The organism is Halobacillus litoralis (genome assembly GCF_020171725.1).
In the GTDB taxonomy this organism is placed as follows: Bacteria; Bacillota; Bacilli; order Bacillales; family Halobacillaceae; genus Halobacillus; species Halobacillus litoralis_F.
The window spans coordinates 99,090-116,628 of record NZ_JAIVAJ010000001.1; the positions used below are offsets into that span (position 1 = coordinate 99,090).

The 17,539-nt window shown below is 45.3% G+C and carries 16 protein-coding genes; all 16 read right to left on the minus strand.

Features of this window, described 5'->3' with window-relative positions; all coding sequences use genetic code 11:
- Nucleotides 1-53: 53 nt before the first annotated feature.
- The 16 genes from rny to LCM20_RS00590 all read right to left on the minus strand — a co-directional run bounded on the left by rny (nucleotide 54) and on the right by LCM20_RS00590 (nucleotide 17,498).
- A complete protein-coding gene (gene rny / locus LCM20_RS00515) occupies nucleotides 54-1,616 on the minus strand; it encodes a ribonuclease Y (protein WP_225193466.1) in 1,563 nt (520 codons plus the stop codon).
- Between the two features lie 272 nt (nucleotides 1,617-1,888).
- Nucleotides 1,889-2,665 (minus strand): phosphatidylserine decarboxylase, encoded by a 777-nt coding sequence (locus LCM20_RS00520; RefSeq protein WP_225193467.1) that lies wholly within the window; start codon nucleotides 2,663-2,665, stop codon nucleotides 1,889-1,891.
- 224 nt (nucleotides 2,666-2,889) lie between these two features.
- The gene (gene recA, locus LCM20_RS00525) at nucleotides 2,890-3,930 is read right to left on the minus strand and encodes a recombinase RecA (protein ID WP_225193468.1); all 1,041 of its coding nucleotides are present in this window, start codon (nucleotides 3,928-3,930) and stop codon (nucleotides 2,890-2,892) included.
- 165 nt (nucleotides 3,931-4,095) lie between these two features.
- Nucleotides 4,096-5,334: a competence/damage-inducible protein A gene (locus LCM20_RS00530; RefSeq protein WP_225193469.1), complete on the minus strand. Its 1,239-nt coding sequence runs from the start codon at nucleotides 5,332-5,334 to the stop codon at nucleotides 4,096-4,098.
- Nucleotides 5,331-5,909 carry a CDP-diacylglycerol--glycerol-3-phosphate 3-phosphatidyltransferase gene (gene pgsA, locus LCM20_RS00535; protein ID WP_225193470.1) on the minus strand — a complete coding sequence of 193 codons (579 nt, stop codon included), beginning with the start codon at nucleotides 5,907-5,909 and terminating at the stop codon, nucleotides 5,331-5,333. Before pgsA ends, LCM20_RS00530 begins: the two co-directional genes overlap by 4 nt.
- Before the next feature lie 78 nt (nucleotides 5,910-5,987).
- Entirely contained in the window at nucleotides 5,988-6,923 is a 936-nt protein-coding gene (locus LCM20_RS00540; protein ID WP_225193471.1) for a helix-turn-helix domain-containing protein, read from the minus strand.
- An 8-nt stretch (nucleotides 6,924-6,931) separates the two neighbouring features.
- A complete protein-coding gene (locus LCM20_RS00545; protein WP_225193472.1) occupies nucleotides 6,932-7,723 on the minus strand; it encodes a DUF3388 domain-containing protein in 792 nt (263 codons plus the stop codon).
- Nucleotides 7,724-7,902: 179 nt separating this feature from the next.
- Nucleotides 7,903-8,163 (minus strand): DUF3243 domain-containing protein, encoded by a 261-nt coding sequence (locus LCM20_RS00550; protein WP_225193473.1) that lies wholly within the window; start codon nucleotides 8,161-8,163, stop codon nucleotides 7,903-7,905.
- 67 nt (nucleotides 8,164-8,230) lie between these two features.
- Nucleotides 8,231-8,950: an elongation factor P 5-aminopentanone reductase gene (gene ymfI / locus LCM20_RS00555; protein WP_225193474.1), complete on the minus strand. Its 720-nt coding sequence runs from the start codon at nucleotides 8,948-8,950 to the stop codon at nucleotides 8,231-8,233.
- Entirely contained in the window at nucleotides 8,943-10,232 is a 1,290-nt protein-coding gene (yfmH, locus tag LCM20_RS00560; protein ID WP_225193475.1) for an EF-P 5-aminopentanol modification-associated protein YfmH, read from the minus strand. Before yfmH ends, ymfI begins: the two co-directional genes overlap by 8 nt.
- Before the next feature lie 2 nt (nucleotides 10,233-10,234).
- Nucleotides 10,235-11,518 carry an EF-P 5-aminopentanol modification-associated protein YfmF gene (gene yfmF, locus LCM20_RS00565; RefSeq protein ID WP_225193476.1) on the minus strand — a complete coding sequence of 428 codons (1,284 nt, stop codon included), beginning with the start codon at nucleotides 11,516-11,518 and terminating at the stop codon, nucleotides 10,235-10,237.
- A gap of 340 nt (nucleotides 11,519-11,858) precedes the next feature.
- Nucleotides 11,859-12,818 carry an ABC transporter permease gene (locus LCM20_RS00570; RefSeq protein ID WP_225193477.1) on the minus strand — a complete coding sequence of 320 codons (960 nt, stop codon included), beginning with the start codon at nucleotides 12,816-12,818 and terminating at the stop codon, nucleotides 11,859-11,861.
- Complete coding sequence (locus LCM20_RS00575) at nucleotides 12,819-13,868, minus strand: ABC transporter permease (RefSeq protein WP_225193478.1); 1,050 nt, start codon at nucleotides 13,866-13,868, stop codon at nucleotides 12,819-12,821.
- Nucleotides 13,869-15,395 carry an ABC transporter ATP-binding protein gene (locus LCM20_RS00580; RefSeq protein WP_225193479.1) on the minus strand — a complete coding sequence of 509 codons (1,527 nt, stop codon included), beginning with the start codon at nucleotides 15,393-15,395 and terminating at the stop codon, nucleotides 13,869-13,871.
- A 148-nt stretch (nucleotides 15,396-15,543) separates the two neighbouring features.
- A complete protein-coding gene (locus tag LCM20_RS00585; protein WP_225194174.1) occupies nucleotides 15,544-16,653 on the minus strand; it encodes a BMP family lipoprotein in 1,110 nt (369 codons plus the stop codon).
- A gap of 119 nt (nucleotides 16,654-16,772) precedes the next feature.
- Entirely contained in the window at nucleotides 16,773-17,498 is a 726-nt protein-coding gene (locus tag LCM20_RS00590; RefSeq protein WP_225193480.1) for a GntR family transcriptional regulator, read from the minus strand.
- Nucleotides 17,499-17,539: the final 41 nt, after the last annotated feature.

A 17,539-nucleotide genomic window follows, 5' to 3' on the forward strand; every position in this document is an offset into this window, starting at 1 on the left:
ACTTTTTGATAGAAAAACAAATGAAGCGACCTTCAAGAGGCCGCTTCATTGTATTATTTCGCATACTCCACAGAGCGTGTTTCACGAATAACGGTTACTTTAATATGACCTGGATAATCAAGCTCGCCCTCAATCCGGTTTCGGATATCACGGGCTAATCGTGTTGCTTCAAGATCATCAATTTCATCAGGGCGAACCATGATGCGTACTTCACGTCCAGCTTGGATCGCGAAGGACTTTTCAACCCCATCATAGGATTCTGAGATTTCTTCAAGCTTCTCAAGACGCTTGATATAGTTCTCGAGCGTTTCACTACGAGCACCCGGGCGAGCAGCAGATAGAGCATCTGCTGCGGCAACAAGTACAGAAATGATCGATGTAGGCTCTTCGTCTCCGTGGTGGGAGGCGATTGCGTTAATCACCGTTTCGTTTTCCTTATACTTCATTGCCAGCTCTTTTCCGATTTCTACGTGGCTTCCTTCGACTTCGTGGTCAATCGCTTTACCGATGTCATGAAGGAGTCCAGCACGACGGGCAAGCACTTCGTCTTCCCCTAGCTCGGCTGCAAGTAAACCAGATAAGTAAGCGACTTCTGTAGAGTGTTTCAGTACATTCTGACCGTAACTTGTACGATACTTCAATCGACCAAGTATCTTGACAAGGTCTGGATGCAGTCCATGAACCCCCACTTCAAATGTCGTTTCTTCTCCAACTTCACGTATATAATCATCCACTTCCCGGCGAGACTTGTCCACCATTTCTTCAATTCTGGCGGGGTGAATTCGACCGTCCTGAACGAGTTTCTCAAGAGCCATACGTGCCGTTTCACGACGAATTGGGTCAAATCCAGACAAGATGACCGCTTCAGGTGTGTCATCGATGATCAAGTCGATCCCCGTAAGGGTTTCCAATGTACGGATGTTTCGACCTTCACGTCCAATGATCCGACCTTTCATTTCGTCATTCGGCAGATTGACAACGGATACAGTCGTTTCAGCGACATGGTCAGCAGCGCATCGCTGTAAAGCAAGGGATAGAATGCTCTTCGCTTTCTTATCCGCTTCTTCTTTCGCGCGGTTTTCTGCTTCTTTCACCATAAGGGCTGATTCATGAGACACTTCTTGCTCGACGCGTTCCAAGATGATTTGTTTCGCCTGGTCTGATGTTAAGCCAGAGATTCTCTCAAGCTCGGTTTGTTGTTCTTGAAGCATAGCTTCAACTTTGCTTTCCGCTTCTTCAATTTGTTGTTGTCTCTCGGCAAGAGTTTCTTCTTTCTTTTCGAGTGATAGATCCCGTTGATCCAATGTGCCACTCTTACGATCAAGATTCTCTTCTTTCTGTGTCAGACGATTTTCTGTTTTCTGCAGTTCCAAACGGCGTTCGCGAATTTCCGCTTCCGCTTCTTGACGGAATTTCTGGTTGTCTTCCTTCGCTTCCAGAAGAGCTTCTTTCTTAGCTGCTTCCGCGTTGCGGTGACCTTCTTCTACGATCTGTTTCGCAAGCTCTTCAGCGCTGGAAATTTTCGCCTCCGCTATCTTCTTCCGAATAAGATAACCAACAACAGAACCGACGAGTATGGCAAGCAAAATGAAGATGATGAAGGATGCATTATCCATAGTTTCACCTCCTCTTGCTATGAACTTGGTCCGTTTGTCGGTAATTACAAACGTTTCATTTTCAGTTTCATTTCGTTAAATATAAGGGTATAAAGATGAAAATGATACACATTCATTTTATGCCTGCAAAATGGGATTGTCAAGGAATCCCCGTATCTTTCAACCCTTTAATTGTAATATTTCAAAATGTCTGTCAGTTCAAGCCTCTTCTAACGGCTCCCAACATTGGAATAACAAGGGGTCTCTCTCTTCACAACCGTCCAAGTCCGGGATCACCTTTTCACCGCGATCGGTTCGCCCATATTTACACGGTTCCCCTTTTTGATACCTTTCTCAAACTCTATTGTTCCTGCCTCGAACAGAAGGACAACCGTCGACCCGAACGAAAAATAACCGTATTCGCTTCCTTTCTCTACAAATTCACCTTCATAAGTCAATTCAATCGTGTTCACCCACATCGCCCCCACTTTGACAAAAGCGAGCTGAAAGCCGTCCTGTCCACTCAATTCTGTAACCACTCTATAGTTGGAGGTGATTGGGTCTTTCCCGTACTTTAACCCCGTTTTGTTTACAGGATATGACGTATCACCTAGAGGATAGCAACGTTTGACGGAAGCTGAAACCGGTGCATGAATACGATGATAATCGCCTGGACTAAGGTATAGAACGAGAAACCTCCCATCACGGTATCGCTCAATCAGCTCGTTGTTCTGAAGCAAGGTCGTTATGGAGTAACGGACACCCTTTACTTGAAAATGGTGTCCTGATGTGTCGCCGAACTGCTCCACTACACTATCAACCGGGCTCGTAATCGTGCTGGGACTGTTATTCACCGGCCGTGCGCCCGGTTTTAATTCCCGGGTGAAAAACTCCTGCATGTTCTGATACGACGTAAGCGGCTGCTTCCAATCCCGTTCGTCTATATTGAACCACTTTTGGTAGAGTGGAAGGATCCTCTTACTTTTCTTAGACTTCATGAATTGAAGCAGAAGTTTTGAAAGGTACGGGGAATTAAGACGTTCGATGATCATTCTATAGACCCTTTTCAACCCTATTCCCCCTCTATTTCAATGATTAAGTATCCTAGTAATGGTTTTGTTTTTTAAATGAGATTCGGAGTTGCTACTAAGTTTTAAGTGGAACTTAAAATTGGACTACCTTTGTTCATGCGGCCCCGCTCTATCTAATAATGGAAACGTCTCCGTCCACTAGACCGAACTCTATTCTTTATGTAAACAAAGAGCAGCACCAGAGGTACTGCTCTTTTTGTTCATTATACATCCAGTGATTCTTGACTCTCTTCTTTTGCTTCGTCCGCCTCAGCACCTGTGTCCATTCCGTAGTGCTCGCGGATGATTTTCTTCACTTCGTTGTACACTTCCTGGTTTTCTTTCAGGAACTGCTTCGCATTTTCCCGTCCTTGTCCGAGACGTTCGTCATTGTATGAGTACCAGGAACCACTCTTTTGAATAATATCCAAATCGGTTCCGATATCAACAAGTTCTCCCTCGGCGGAGATTCCTTCTCCGTACATAATGTCCACTTCTGCCTGTCTGAATGGAGGAGCGACCTTGTTCTTCACAACCTTAAGACGGGTCTTGTTCCCGACCATTTCATTGCCTTGCTTCAGTGTTTCGGCACGACGTACTTCAAGACGTACAGAAGAGTAGAACTTCAGAGCACGTCCACCCGGTGTTGTCTCAGGGCTTCCGAACATGACGCCGACTTTTTCACGGATCTGGTTAATGAAAATAGCCGTTGTTTTGGATTTATTGATTGCACCGGAAAGTTTACGAAGAGCTTGTGACATCAGACGAGCTTGAAGTCCAACGTGGGAGTCCCCCATTTCCCCTTCGATTTCAGCCTTCGGTACAAGCGCTGCCACCGAATCAATGACAATCATATCGACTGCACCACTTCGTACAAGCGCTTCTGCGATTTCAAGCGCCTGTTCCCCCGTATCAGGTTGAGAGAGTAGTAGTTCATCAATGTTGACACCTAACGCTCGTGCATAAACCGGATCCAACGCATGCTCAGCATCGATGAAAGCAGCCTGACCACCTTGGCGCTGTGCTTCTGCAATAGCGTGCAGTGCTACTGTCGTTTTACCAGAAGATTCAGGGCCGTAGATTTCTACGATTCTTCCGCGTGGATACCCTCCAACACCAAGCGCCACATCAAGGGCAAGCGAGCCACTCGGAACCGTGTTTACTCTCTGCTCCGCGTTCTCACCAAGTTTCATAATAGAACCTTTACCGAACTGTTTTTCTATTTGGCGTAGAGCCATATCAAGTGCTTGTTTACGATCACTCATTATATACCGCCTTTCAAATTTTCTAATCCTATCATAACTTGTTTTAGTTTAATACACAACAAAAAAGCGAATAAATGTTCCCTTTTTTTCATAAACAAACACATGCGAAAATTCCATTTTGTCTAAGGCAAAAATAGCTTTTCGCATGTGTTTGATGAGTGAAATCTACTTTTTCAGGCTGTGAAAAATTAATTCATAGCCTTTTTTGACAGCCCGCTGACGGACTTTCTCACGACTTCCATTAAAATGGAATTCACGCACTACGGGTTTCCTTTCCCCGATTTGAAGACCGATAAACACCGTGCCCGGTTCTTTGCCTTCGCTTGAATCAGGACCTGCTACACCGGTAAAGCTGACCGCTATGTCTGCATGTAGAAGGCTTTGAGTATTCAAAGCCATGACTTCCGCACATTCATAGCTGATCGTCCCAAATTCCTTAATAATAAATTTAGGTACTTCAACAAGGATCTCCTTCATAAACGGTGTATAAGCCACGAGACTGCCCTGACATACAGAGGACGCGCCTGGGAGGGCAATCATACGCTCCGCGAACAAACCTCCTGTCAAACTCTCGGCTGAGGCAACGGTCCACTGCTTCTCTTTAAGCATGTCACGCACCTTCTCTTCTATCGTGATATCATCACTTCCATAATAATAGGAGCCGACACGGCTTAAAATTTCTTCTTTCATGTTCACAATCAATTGTTTGGCTTCTTCATTTGTATCCCCTGTCGCTGTAATACGCAGCCCCACTTCCCCCTCAGATGCCAGCGGAGCAATTGTTGGGTTCGTCTGTGTCTGAATCAAATCTTGAAGCTCGTCTTCAAGCGTAGATTCACCAATTCCGATAAACCGCATCATCTCAGACATGATTTCAGACTTCAACTGGAATGTGCGGGAGAAATACGGGAGGACATGTTCGTTCATTAAGGTTTTCATTTCTCCAGGAACACCGGGGAGGAAAACCCAAATCCGGCCGTCAACCGTGACGATCTGACCGGGAGCCATCCCTTCTTCGTTCAAGAGCACCTCGGCTTGTTCAAATACATGGGCCTGTTTGCGATTGTTCGGTGTCATCTTCTGATTGTTCAATTCATAATAAGATGAAATCTTCTCCAGAGATGGGCCATGCTCAATCAATTTCTGCTTAAATAACGGGGCAGCAGCTTCACGTGTCATATCATCTTCTGTCGGTCCTAATCCACCTGTGACAATGATGACATCTGAACGCTCGTGAGCCTGTTCGAACGTTTTATAGACACGATCGAAGTTATCTCCCACGACACTTTGGTGATACATCGGCATCCCGATGGCTGCTAACCGCTTGGAGAGCCACTGTGCGTTCGTATTGACAATCTGGCCAAGAAGCAATTCCGTTCCGACAGCAATCATTTCTGTCTTCATTTGGAATCTCTCATTACGTGCCAGTTTTTCTTGAAGTAATCATAACCGGATAGCACTGTAATAAATAGCGCCGCATATAACACAATTGTACCGACAGGGAACGAAACGAACGCGAATGGCCAATTATGCAGCAACAGAAGGGATACGGCAAGGATCTGCAGGGTCGTCTTCAGTTTCCCCATCTGGCTTGCAGCAAGCACACTACCTTCGCCAGCCGCCACGAGGCGTAGACCTGTTACAGCAAACTCACGGCTGATGATTACAATGACGACCCATGCAGGCGCAAGTCCTATTTCAACAAGCAGAATCAAAGCTGAACTAACGAGAAGTTTATCCGCCAGCGGATCCAAAAACTTCCCTAGGTTCGTGACCATGTTATATTTCCTTGCGATTTGACCGTCAATCCAGTCCGTTGTAGAGGCTATGATGAATAATAAAGCCCCTATCATGTGAGAGACAGGAAGGTCCCTCTCCCCCATTTCGTAGACGCCCCAATCGAATGGGACTGTCATCAATACGATGAAAATCGGGATTAGAAAAATTCTTGATAATGTAATTTTATTCGGCAAATTCATACGTTCTCACTCCTAAAAGTAGTAAAAGCTGCCAAGAACAACGAAATAATTCGTTTGATGTTCTTAGGCAGCCATTACTTAGTTGGATTGCTCAAAGTTCAATAAAAGTTTTTGTGTAGAGTAACCCGGGTCTGGGTAAGGCACCGGTTCACCGTTAATGATGACGGACGTAGTTGGAGCACTTCCTGTCTTCACATACAGCTGATTTTTCCCAGTAAAATCAAGCGAAATCGGTGAATCTTCAGCATCGTACATGCCTTCTGTGATCAAGTCCTCCCCCTTAGGAGATTGAACCGCCAGATATGCTGCACCACTCAACTCAATCGTCGCCGTTTGCTCTGTCACACCTGTTACCGTGTAAACATGCTCCGGGAAGTCGCCAGTGCCTTCCTGGGTAAGTTCTATTGCCACTTCAGGCTGAGCAGGTTCTTCCGGCTCCTCTTCTGCTTCGGGCTCAGCAGGAGCTTCTTCAGCTGGCTCTTCCTCTGCTTCTTCAGACGTTGAATCATCCGCTTCTTCACCGCTGTCTTCGGATTCAGGCGGCAGCTCGATAGCATCGTTCTGTCCATCGTCTGCAGGCGCACTGTCGTCAGCTGATCCATTGGAGTTAACCATGAAAACATAAATCGCAATGGCTACGGCAATAACGGCTACAGCCGTCAGAATTCTTGGGAAAAGACTGGTCGCTTTACCTGAGCTGCTCTTCGTCGTCTGTTGCTGCGTTCTCTGAGCCCTGCTGTATTTAACGATCTCTTCCTCTTCATAAGAAGGAAGCTCCCCTTTGTGCTCTTCCATGACTTCTTCAGGGTTTAACCCTACAGCAGAAGCATACTCTCTGATGAAAGCACGCGTGTAAAACTTGCCCGGCAGCGTATCGAATTCATTCTGCTCAATGGCATTCAAATACCTTTTTTGTATTTTAGTTGTCTGCTGGACCTCATCGAGCGACAACCCTTTCGATTCTCTTGCTTCTTTGAGTCTTGCTCCGATATCCATCTCCATGTGTAACACCATCCATCGTTTTAAAAATCAAACATAGAAAGCCCATCATTCATGGACATGCTTGGCTTTTCTACCGTTTCGTACGTAATTTCTTCATCTTCATTATTTCTAAGTTCAATAATATAGTCAAAGTCATCCATTTTATATTCTGTTTCCTGAACAAAAATATCCGGGTGCTCAATGACCTTTGTAGCCGGAAGTCGCATAATTTCACGAACCAGCTGCCAGTGTTGTTCACTCGCTCTTCTGGCCGAAACAATCCCATCGATGATGTAGAGGTTATCTTCACTGTACTCCTCATCAATCAACTGATTTCTTACGGTCTGTTTTAATAATGTACTTGAAACGAACAACCATCGCTTGTTGGCACAGACGCTCGCTGCGACGACGGACTCCGTTTTGCCGACACGAGGCATCCCTCGAATCCCGACGAGCTTGTGCCCCTCTTTCATAAACAACTCAGCCATGAAATCGACAAGAAGCCCTAAGTCCTCGCGGTTAAACCTAAAGGTCTTACGATCATCTACATCACTATGTATGTAACGCCCGTGCCTGACCGCCAAACGGTCACGCAGTTTCGGTCTTCTTAATTTGGTCACTTTAATCGTATCCATCGTATCGAGGATCGACTTTAAGCGGGTGATTTGTTCTTCATCCTTACACAAGAGAAGCATTCCTCGATGAGAGTTCTCTACTCCATTAATTGTGACAATATTGATCGCCATCATTCCGAGTAAAGACGAAATATCTCCTAGAAGTCCAGGGCGGTTGTATTGGATTTCATATTCAAGGTACCACTCTTTCTTCTCCATAGCACAACTCCTCTGGAAGTTATTGTCGAAATTTGTTTAACAAGATGGAAACTACCTATGTATCATCATAAATGATTTTTATGGAATAAGAAAGCACAAGCTAAGGAATTTTCAATATTTTTATCGCTTTGCATGGGAAAAGAAAACCGCACAGAGTGATTCTCTGTGCGGTTCATGCCTTAGGCTTGGTTGCCTTCGTTCTGAACAAGCTTCACCATCATAGCGGCGATCGCCTTTTGTTCGTTCTTATCGGCTACGTTCCAAAGGTCGCGAAGAACGGCTTCTTGCTCGTTTTTAGCATCAACTGATGTTGCTAAATAGTTCCCGATTTCATAAGCCAATTCGTTCACGGCGCCATCTTCCATACCTTGACCTTCCGCTTGATGCAGACGGTCACCCAAGAAGTCTTTCCATGAACCCCAGTTATCTAGAACAGACATGACTGTTACCTCCTCTATTAATGTTCACCATTAGTATGAGAGAAGCGTAACGATTTTATTCATGAAATTATGACCATCCACCATTTACTTTAATGGTTTGTCCTGTAATGTAACCAGCCTGTGCACTCAACAGGAAATGGACGGCTCCCGCTACTTCCTCAGGTGTACCAGCCCGCCCCAGTGGGATCTCTTCCTCTAAGAGTCCTGTGTCTTCATCAGTTAAATGGGCATTCATTTTCGTCTCAATCCAACCGGGTGTCACAGCATTGACTCGAATTCCGCTTGGAGCGACTTCTTTAGCCAGCCCTTTGACGAAACTCAACTGCGCTCCTTTTACAGAACTGTAAGCGACTTCTGTGCTTGCGCCTTCTTCACCAAAAATAGAAGAAATCACAACCATGTTCCCGCTTTTTTTCTCGATCATGGCAGGCAGCACATGTTTGGCTATACGCCATACAGATTGAACATGGGCGTAGTATAAACGATCCATTTCCTCGACCGTCATGTCCTGAAATAAACCGTTCCATGCATGACCCCCTGCGAAAACGACAGCGTCCCACTCAGATTCAAGCTCTTTCAGAAAGGAAGATATGCCGTCGGGATGAGACAGATCAGCCTGATACATGCCTATCCATTGATCTGAAGGAACGACCCCTTCCAAATCTTCCATTTTCTTCACGTTGGAATGGTAATGAAGGGCGACAGACCAACCGTTGTCGACGAGTTCACGCGTAACGGCACTGCCGATCGCCCCACTTGCTCCAATGATTAAGCTGCGTTTACGCATCTTGTGGTTTTACTTGGAATACAGAGATTGCTTCTTCTTTGATCCAATGCTTCAAGTATTCGTCCGCATCTTTTGTTGTCAGTGACTCAATGACCGGCAGGACATCGAAAAGATCGCCACCGAGTGTATCGTAATGAGTGAATTGATTTGCAATGAATTCTAAGGAGTTAAGAGCACGCATGAACTGACCGATTTTCTTCCGCTTCATACGAGTGAAATCTTCTTCTGAAATGCTTGCGTCTTTCAGTTCGTGAAGCATCTCTTTAACACGTTTCGTCATTTCATCCGGCTTTCTCGTATCTCCACCAAGAATCGTAAAACCGAATTGGCGGTCGAGTTCGGTTTCAAAGGAGAAGCTGTCATCGATCAGATCGTTTCTATACAGTTCTTCATAGAACGCACCGCTTCTTGAGAAGTAAAAATCAAGTATCATTTCGGACAGCAGTTCTGCACGAAGTAATTCTTTGCCGGTAAGTTCTTTCACATTTTCTTTGACGCCGACCATGGCTTTGGCCGTTGTGACCGGCATGGTAATCGACTGATGCTTCTCCGATACTTCAACCGGTTCATCTGGATAAGAACGATTAATGACAGGCGCTTCAGGAAATTCCTTTGCCGTCTGATTATCACGAATTAAAGTCATCATTTCATCAGGGTCGATATTACCGGCAACGAACAGTGTCATATTAGACGGGTGATAAAACGTTTCATAACACGTATAAAGGTCGTCTTTCGTGATTTCTTGAATCGAATCCACAGTTCCGGCAATATCGACTTTGACCGGATGTTGATGATACATACTTTGAATGGTGCCAAAGAAAGAGCGCCAGTCAGGCTGATCGTCATACATGCGGATCTCCTGGGCAATAATCCCTTTTTCCTTCTCGACAGACTCTTCAGAAAAGTAAGGATCCTGCACGAAATCAAGCAGGGTCTCTACGTTTTTTTCTATGTGGCTTGTAGCCGAGAATAGGTAAGCTGTTTTTGTAAAAGAGGTGAATGCATTCGCGGATGCTCCAAGCTTCGTGAAATCCTGAAATACGTCACGGTCTTCTTTTTCAAATAGCTTGTGCTCCAAAAAGTGGGCAATTCCCTCTGGCACGGTGACTTGCTCGTCCTGTCCAATTGGAGTGAACGTCTGGTCGATCGACCCGTAGTTCGTCGTGAATATACCGAACGTTTTGGCCATTTCCGGCTTGCTTAATAGAAATACTTGCAGACCGTTATCTAATGTTTCCTTATATACGGTTTCATTTAATTGTTGATACACTAATTCTTCCACGATTATTCCCCTCCCTCTAGGCTCGTTAAGAAGTAGATCGTATCGAGTTTGATTTTATTCGCCATTTTGACGACGTCTTCTTTCGTTACTTTACGTATGTTCTCCATCAAGTCACCGGCAGGCATTTCCGCGCCGGAAATCATCTGATGATAAAGGACTTCGATCAGCCCGTTCGCGTTATCCATCGTTTCCTGCAGCTGGTTGATGACTTGTTCTTTAGTTTCATTCACTTGATCTTCAGTGAAATCGCCATTCTTCATCGCTTCCATCTGCTCAAGAATGATCGTCTTAGCCTGGTCATAGTCTTTCGGATCCACACCACTGAAGACAAGAAGCAGCCCCTTGTGACTTTCGAACCTGGATGCCGCATAATAGGCAAGGCTATGCTTTTCCCTTACATTCATAAACAGCTTCGAACTTGGGAAGCCGCCGAAGATGCCATTGAATATTTGAAGCGCATAATAATCATCGTCTCCGAATTTCGTGTACGTACGGTATCCGATGTGAAGTTTACCTTGGTTTACTTCTTCCCGCTCTACGATTTCCTTGGATTCGGTTACTTCTTTTACTTCAGCAACCTGATCATTATCGTCATTGGAACTATTAGATCTTGAAAAATACTGATCCGTCATCTGCTCGATTTGTGCTTCGTCAATGTCACCAATGACGTAAACATCGAGTAAATCGTTTTGAATCATCGATTGATAGTAATCATGCAGCGTTTTCGGTGTAATGGATGAAAGGTCATCCTGATAACCATGAACATGTAGGGAATAAGCCTCTCCCGCGCACATGTTGTCCATCAGCCTTACATTCGCATAACTCATCTTGTCATCTTTGATCGATGTAATCTTCTGCTCCAGCGTTTGTTTTTCACGGCTTACAATCTCTGGATCAAAGCCGTCACCTTCTGTTTTCGGATCAAACAACACTTCGTGGAAAAGCTTGAACGCTTCTTCCAGAATCGGTTCCGAATCGTTCAAATACGCCTCATTGACCACTTCCATCCGGAAGCTGATGACATGGTTTTCACCCTTCTTCGAGCCGTCACTTGATAACGCTGTACCATATAGGTTTTCAAATGCGGATTGCAATGAACGGATGTTGGGATGATTGTTTGTCGCTTTTTGTAAAACATGCGGCAGCAACGCCCGCTCTGTAATCCCTTCTCGTTTTAATGGGGATTTTAATTTGGCTACAATCGTAATCGTTTTGTACTTGTTACTAGGTAAAATATGTAAACGATACCCTTGTTTATTATACAATTTCTCTTCTGATACTTTCATAGCTCATCCTCCTCTACTTCTTTTTCTATAGTATGGACGTTTGAAGAATCCTTCATCCGTATATCTTATGCTAAGGTATATGATTCGAAATGTAAAAAATTAAGCCCATTTGAATTGATCGTTGATAGAAGGCTTGTGAAAGCACTGCGGTGTGAACACGCGTTGCTATGAAGATCCCAGTTGTATCAAGAACAAGCAGAGTCCCTGAAAGCCCATTCTCACTTAACGAAACGAAACCCGGGAGATGCACCGTTTGCCATGCATCTCCCGGGTTTATTCATAACGCCCAACCATTTAATATCAACCCTGTTACCCGGCATCTATTTTGAGCAGACGTAAATTAACGGCTTCCTTTTACATACGGTTCTCCGAGAGATTTCGGAGCTTCTGCACGACCGATGAATCCAGCTAGTGCCAGAATCGTCAATACGTATGGTGCAATGAGTAAGAAGATTTGCGGTACATCTTCAAGTAGTGGAAGTCCTGAACCGAAAATACTTAAGGACTGTGCAAAACCGAAGAAGATTGCAGCTCCGAGTGCACCAAGCGGGTGCCATTTTCCGAAAATGACCGCTGCAAGGGCCATGAATCCCTGTCCTACAATCGTGGAATGAGAGAAGTTCAAGGCAACGGTAAGAGCATAAACCGATCCTCCAAGGCCACCGAAGGCACCGGAAAGCATAACAGCAATGTAACGCATACGGTACACTTTAATTCCGTTCGTATCTGCAGCCATCGGGTGTTCACCGACTGAACGAAGACGAAGTCCGAACGGCGTTTTATAGATGACGAAGAATACGATTAAAGCAAGCGCGATCGCCAGATAGGACGTGTTGTACCACCCAGAAAAGAACCACTCACCGATGATCGGAATGTCACTTAAGAATGGAACATCAACAGCATAAAACGGTCGCTCTACCATGTCGGTTTGTCCTTTGTCGTACCACTGCTTTGTAAGGAACAAGCCAATTCCAAGTGCCAGGAAGTTGATGGCAACACCACTGACCACCTGATCAGCACGGAATGTAATAGAAGCAACAGCGTGAATCAAAGCAAAGAGAGCGGAGATGACGGCGGCAGCTATGATCGAAATCCACGGTGTTGCCGCTCCAAACGTATCATAAAATGTTAAGTGGAAAACGACGCCTACAAAAGCTCCCATGACCATAAGACCCTCAAGGCCAATATTGATAATCCCCGATCGTTCACTGAACACGCCACCTAAGGCGGTAAAAATCAGAGGGGCAGCGTACACCATGGCCGCTGGTATGATTGATGCAATGATGTCAATAATCCCCATTTACTTCCCCTCCTTTTTGAAACGTAAGAATAACCATCGAATGATGTAGCTTGAAGCTACAAAGAAAATGATAAGTGCAATAACAATCTCAACGAGCTCTGTCGGTACTCCGGCCTCTGTCGGCATGTTCAGTGCACCGATTTTAAGCGTACCGAACAGGAACGCGGCAAGTACGACACCAAGCGCCGTGTTTGCACCAAGTAAGGCGACGGCGATTCCGTCAAAACCGATGTTGGTAAAGCCTGATTTCACATTCATATAGCCGAATGTTCCAAGCCCCTCCATTGCTCCTGCCAAACCGGCGAATGCACCGGAGATGACCATGGCTAAAATAATGTTTTTACTTACGTTCATCCCTGCATATTTCGATGCATTTTGGTTGAATCCAACAGAACGAAGCTCAAACCCAGTCGTCGTCTTGTTCAATACAAACCACATAACCGCTGCGATAAACAGAGCAACTAAAATTCCGTAGTGAAGGCGGGAGAAATACGTCATACTAGCCAACCACTCCGATGCAAGGGAAGCAGTCGGGGCGATTTCGGCCGTACGGTCGTCTCCATCTGTAAGCACGCTTCTCACCATCTCATTGGAAATGTAGAGGGCGATGTAGTTCATCATGATCGTAACGATAACTTCGTGAACCCCTAGTTTAGCTTTGAGTAATCCGGGAATACCTCCCCAGATGGCACCTGCGATCCCTGCTACAACAAGAGCAAGTGGGAGGTGAAGGATCATCGGAAGATCAAACGAAATCCCGACCCACACAGATGCGAGCCATCCTACGATGACCTGACCTTCTACCCCGATGTTCAATAGTCCTGTACGCAGGGCGAAAGCGACCGCAAGTCCAGACAAGATATAAGGCGTGACCTGTCTGATCGTCTCTCCCAGGAAGTAGCTGTCACCGAACGCACCGTTCCATAGAGCAGCATAACCTGTGACGGGGTTGTATCCAAAAACAAGCATGATGATAGCACCTGAAAGCAGGCCTAATAACACCGAGATGATCGGTATCAAAATATTGATAACTCGATTGGAAAATAGCATTTACTCTCCACCTGCCTTCGCTGTCGTATTTCCTGCCATGAGAAGACCAAGGTCCTGTTCATTCGTCTCCTCCGGCTTCACTTCTGATACAATTTGACCATCGAACATAACCGCAATACGGTCACTTAAGTTCATGATTTCTTCCAGCTCAAAGGAAAGAAGAAGAACCGCACGCCCTTTATCACGCTCTTCAATCAAGCGTTTATGGATAAATTCAATGGCCCCGACGTCTAGTCCACGAGTAGGCTGTGCTGCAATGATCAAATCCGGAGAACGGTCGACTTCACGGCCGATAATCGCCTTCTGCTGGTTCCCTCCTGATAAAGCACGAGCTTTCGTGTAGGCATCTGGTGTACGAACATCATACTCTTCAATCAACTCGTTCGCCTTCTGGTAAATGTTCTTGAAGCTCATGACCCCATTCTTCGAGAACGGTTTATCATAATAGGTCTGAAGAACCATGTTTTCTCCAATCGGAAAGTCCAGGACTAATCCGAATTTATGTCGGTCCTGTGGAATATGTGAGATACCGGACTGCGTGACTTTTCTAGGACTCAAGTTCGTAATGACTTTATCATGAAGCTTGATGTCACCTGATTCCGTTTTGCGAAGACCTGCAATGGCTTCGATCAGCTCGGATTGACCGTTTCCGTCAACCCCTGCAATCCCGACAATCTCTCCGGCACGGACATCGAGGTTCAAACCTTTCACCATCTCGACTCCACGTACATCCTTAACACGTAAGTCGCGAATGGATAAGTACGTTTCTTTTGGTGTTGCTGGCGTTTTTTCAGTAGAAAAGCTTACTTCGCGTCCTACCATTAAGGAGGCAAGCTCAGTCGGGTTCGTTTCTTTTACGTCAACAGTACCGATTCCCTGTCCCTTCCGAATAACTGTACAGCGGTCACACACTTCCATGATTTCTTTCAACTTATGTGTAATCAGAATAATCGACTTGCCTTCTGATACGAGACTCTTCATGATCTCGATCAGCTCTTTGATTTCCTGCGGTGTCAATACAGCCGTCGGCTCGTCAAAAATGAGAATCTCCGCGCCACGATAGAGCGTTTTCAAGATTTCCACTCGCTGCTGCATGCCGACTGAAATATCACGGATTTTAGCTCTTGGGTCTACATTCAATCCGTAGCGCTCAGACAACTCCTGTACTTCCTGTTCCGCTTTCTTCAAGTTAACCTGACCCATCTTCTTCGGTTCGCTTCCAAGTACGATGTTCTCGGTTACGGTAAACGTATCCACAAGCATAAAGTGTTGGTGAACCATCCCGATTCCTAGGTCGTTTGCAACATTCGGGTCTGTAATATTCGCTTTTTCTCCACGAACGCGGATTTCGCCTTTTTCCGGCTGATAAAGACCGAAAAGCACGTTCATAAGCGTGGATTTCCCTGCGCCATTCTCTCCAAGCAATGCGTGGATTTCACCTTTTTCCACCTGCAGGTTGATATTATCGTTGGCGACAATACCCGGAAATTCTTTACGTATATTCAGCATCTCAATTACGTAATCCATTCGCTTCCCCTCACTCTCTTTATTTTCCAGCGGTGCCTTCTCTTGAAAAAATCACCAAATGAAGAGGGCCGGAGCCGCTTCATTTGATGATTTTGCGTTATGAAAAAAAGAAGGCCGGCCGAAACCAGCCTTCTTTCTGAAGCATTTCTTATAGAGAATTTACATATGTTTCAAGGTCTTCGATCGTGCTTGGTACTTCAACTTCACCGTTGATGATCTTCTCTTTCCACTCTTCAACAGCTGAGATGATCTCTTCAGTCATCGCTTCTTCGTTTGTGCGGGCAATGCTTACCCCGTCATCTTCCAAGCCGTATTCAATGACTTCGCCACCAGGGAATTCACCGTTCATCGCCTGAGTTGAAACGTCTTGTACAGCAATGTCTACTCGTTTAACCATTGAAGTAAGGGTTACGTTCGTGTCGTTAACAGCACCCTCTTCATGTTGGTCACGGTCAACACCGATGACCCATACGTTCGCTTCAGGGTCATTGTTCTTGATGTCTTTCGCTTGTGCGAATACACCGTTACCTGTTGCTCCAGAAGCGTGGTAAATCACATCGATGCCTTTGTCATACATGTTGGATGCAATCAATTTACCTTTGTCAGCTGCTGCGAAGCTCTCCGCATACTGAACGTCTACTTCGATTTCAGGGTTCACAGATTTAACACCCGCAACGAATCCTGCTTCGAACTTGTTGATCAAGTCTCCATCAACACCGCCGACGAAGCCAACTTGGTTAGACTCAGTCTTGTTAGCTGCTGCTACACCAGCAAGGAAAGAACCTTGGTGCTCTTTAAATGTGATGCTTGCAATGTTGTCACCTTCAGCTACGGAGTCGACAATTGCGAAGTGTGTGTCAGGATACTGTCCAGCTACTTCTTCGATCGCCGGCTGCAGAAGGTACCCGATACCATAGATCAAGTTATAGTCTTGACGAACTAGGCGGTTCAAGTTCGTAACATAGTCTGCATCACTTTCAGATTGTGCATAATCAAAACCTTCATCTTCAACAAGACCATTTTCTTCACCGAATGCTTGTAGACCTTCCCAAGCGGATTGGTTGAAGGACTTATCGTCTACTCCGCCAATGTCTGTAACCATCGCAACGGAAAAGTCGCCGTTTTCGCCAGACGCTTCTTCACCAGATCCTTCTGATGAACCTTCTCCTTCATTACCAGTAGCTTCATCTTCTCCACCATCAGAAGAACCACCACAAGCAGCTAATACTAAACCAAGAGACAATAATAGTGCGAACATGATAAACCAACGATTTTTAAACAAGTACATTACCCCCTAAAGTTGTTTAAGTCATAAAAGTTCTGCAACAAACGACGTTTCTCTGTCAGGCCTCACCCCCCTAACGTTTATGAAAGCCCTTACACTCTTTTTCTTAAAACATGGAAGCTGAACTTATCTGCTCTGAAGTAGTTGGATGAAAGCAGCATAGGTACATCATCTTCTGAATAGTGCATTTGTTTCAGTAATAGTAGTGCCTGATCGGGTTCGCAGTTCAATACAGGTGAAATGCGTTCATGAAATCCGATCGGCTCAATGTGGGTAACCGCATAACCAATCCGCTTCCCTGTATGTTGTTCTAATGTTCTGAACAAAGAATCGGCTTCGCGCACCTGATCGATTGGAATCAGTTCCTCCGGGATCTTGTCCACACAGTAAACGACTGGCTGCTCATCAGCTGTACGAACACGCTCCACTTTGGCTAAATTATGTAGTTCTACGGGAGCGAATCGTCTTCTGTCCTCTTCTGTAGCTTCAACAAGGTCTGCAGACAAATATTGTGATCCAGGGGTCATACCCGAGTCGGCAATCATGCCTGTCACACTATTCAATTCTTCAATGCCTGAAGTGAACAGCGGTTTCGGATTGACGAAGGTTCCAACACCATGACGACGTGTCACGACTCCGTCCTCTTCTAATATTCGTAAGGCCTCCCTCAATGTTGCACGGGATACGCCTAAAGATTTTGACAATTGAAATTCAGAAGGAAGCTTCTGCTTCTCTAAATAGATACCGTTTTCAATGTCTCGTTTGATTTGCTCTATCACTTGTAGATACAAGTGACGTGTATCCTGCCTGATCGACATACTTTTTCACTCCAAGTCCTGTGGGCTTTCATCTCTAAGAG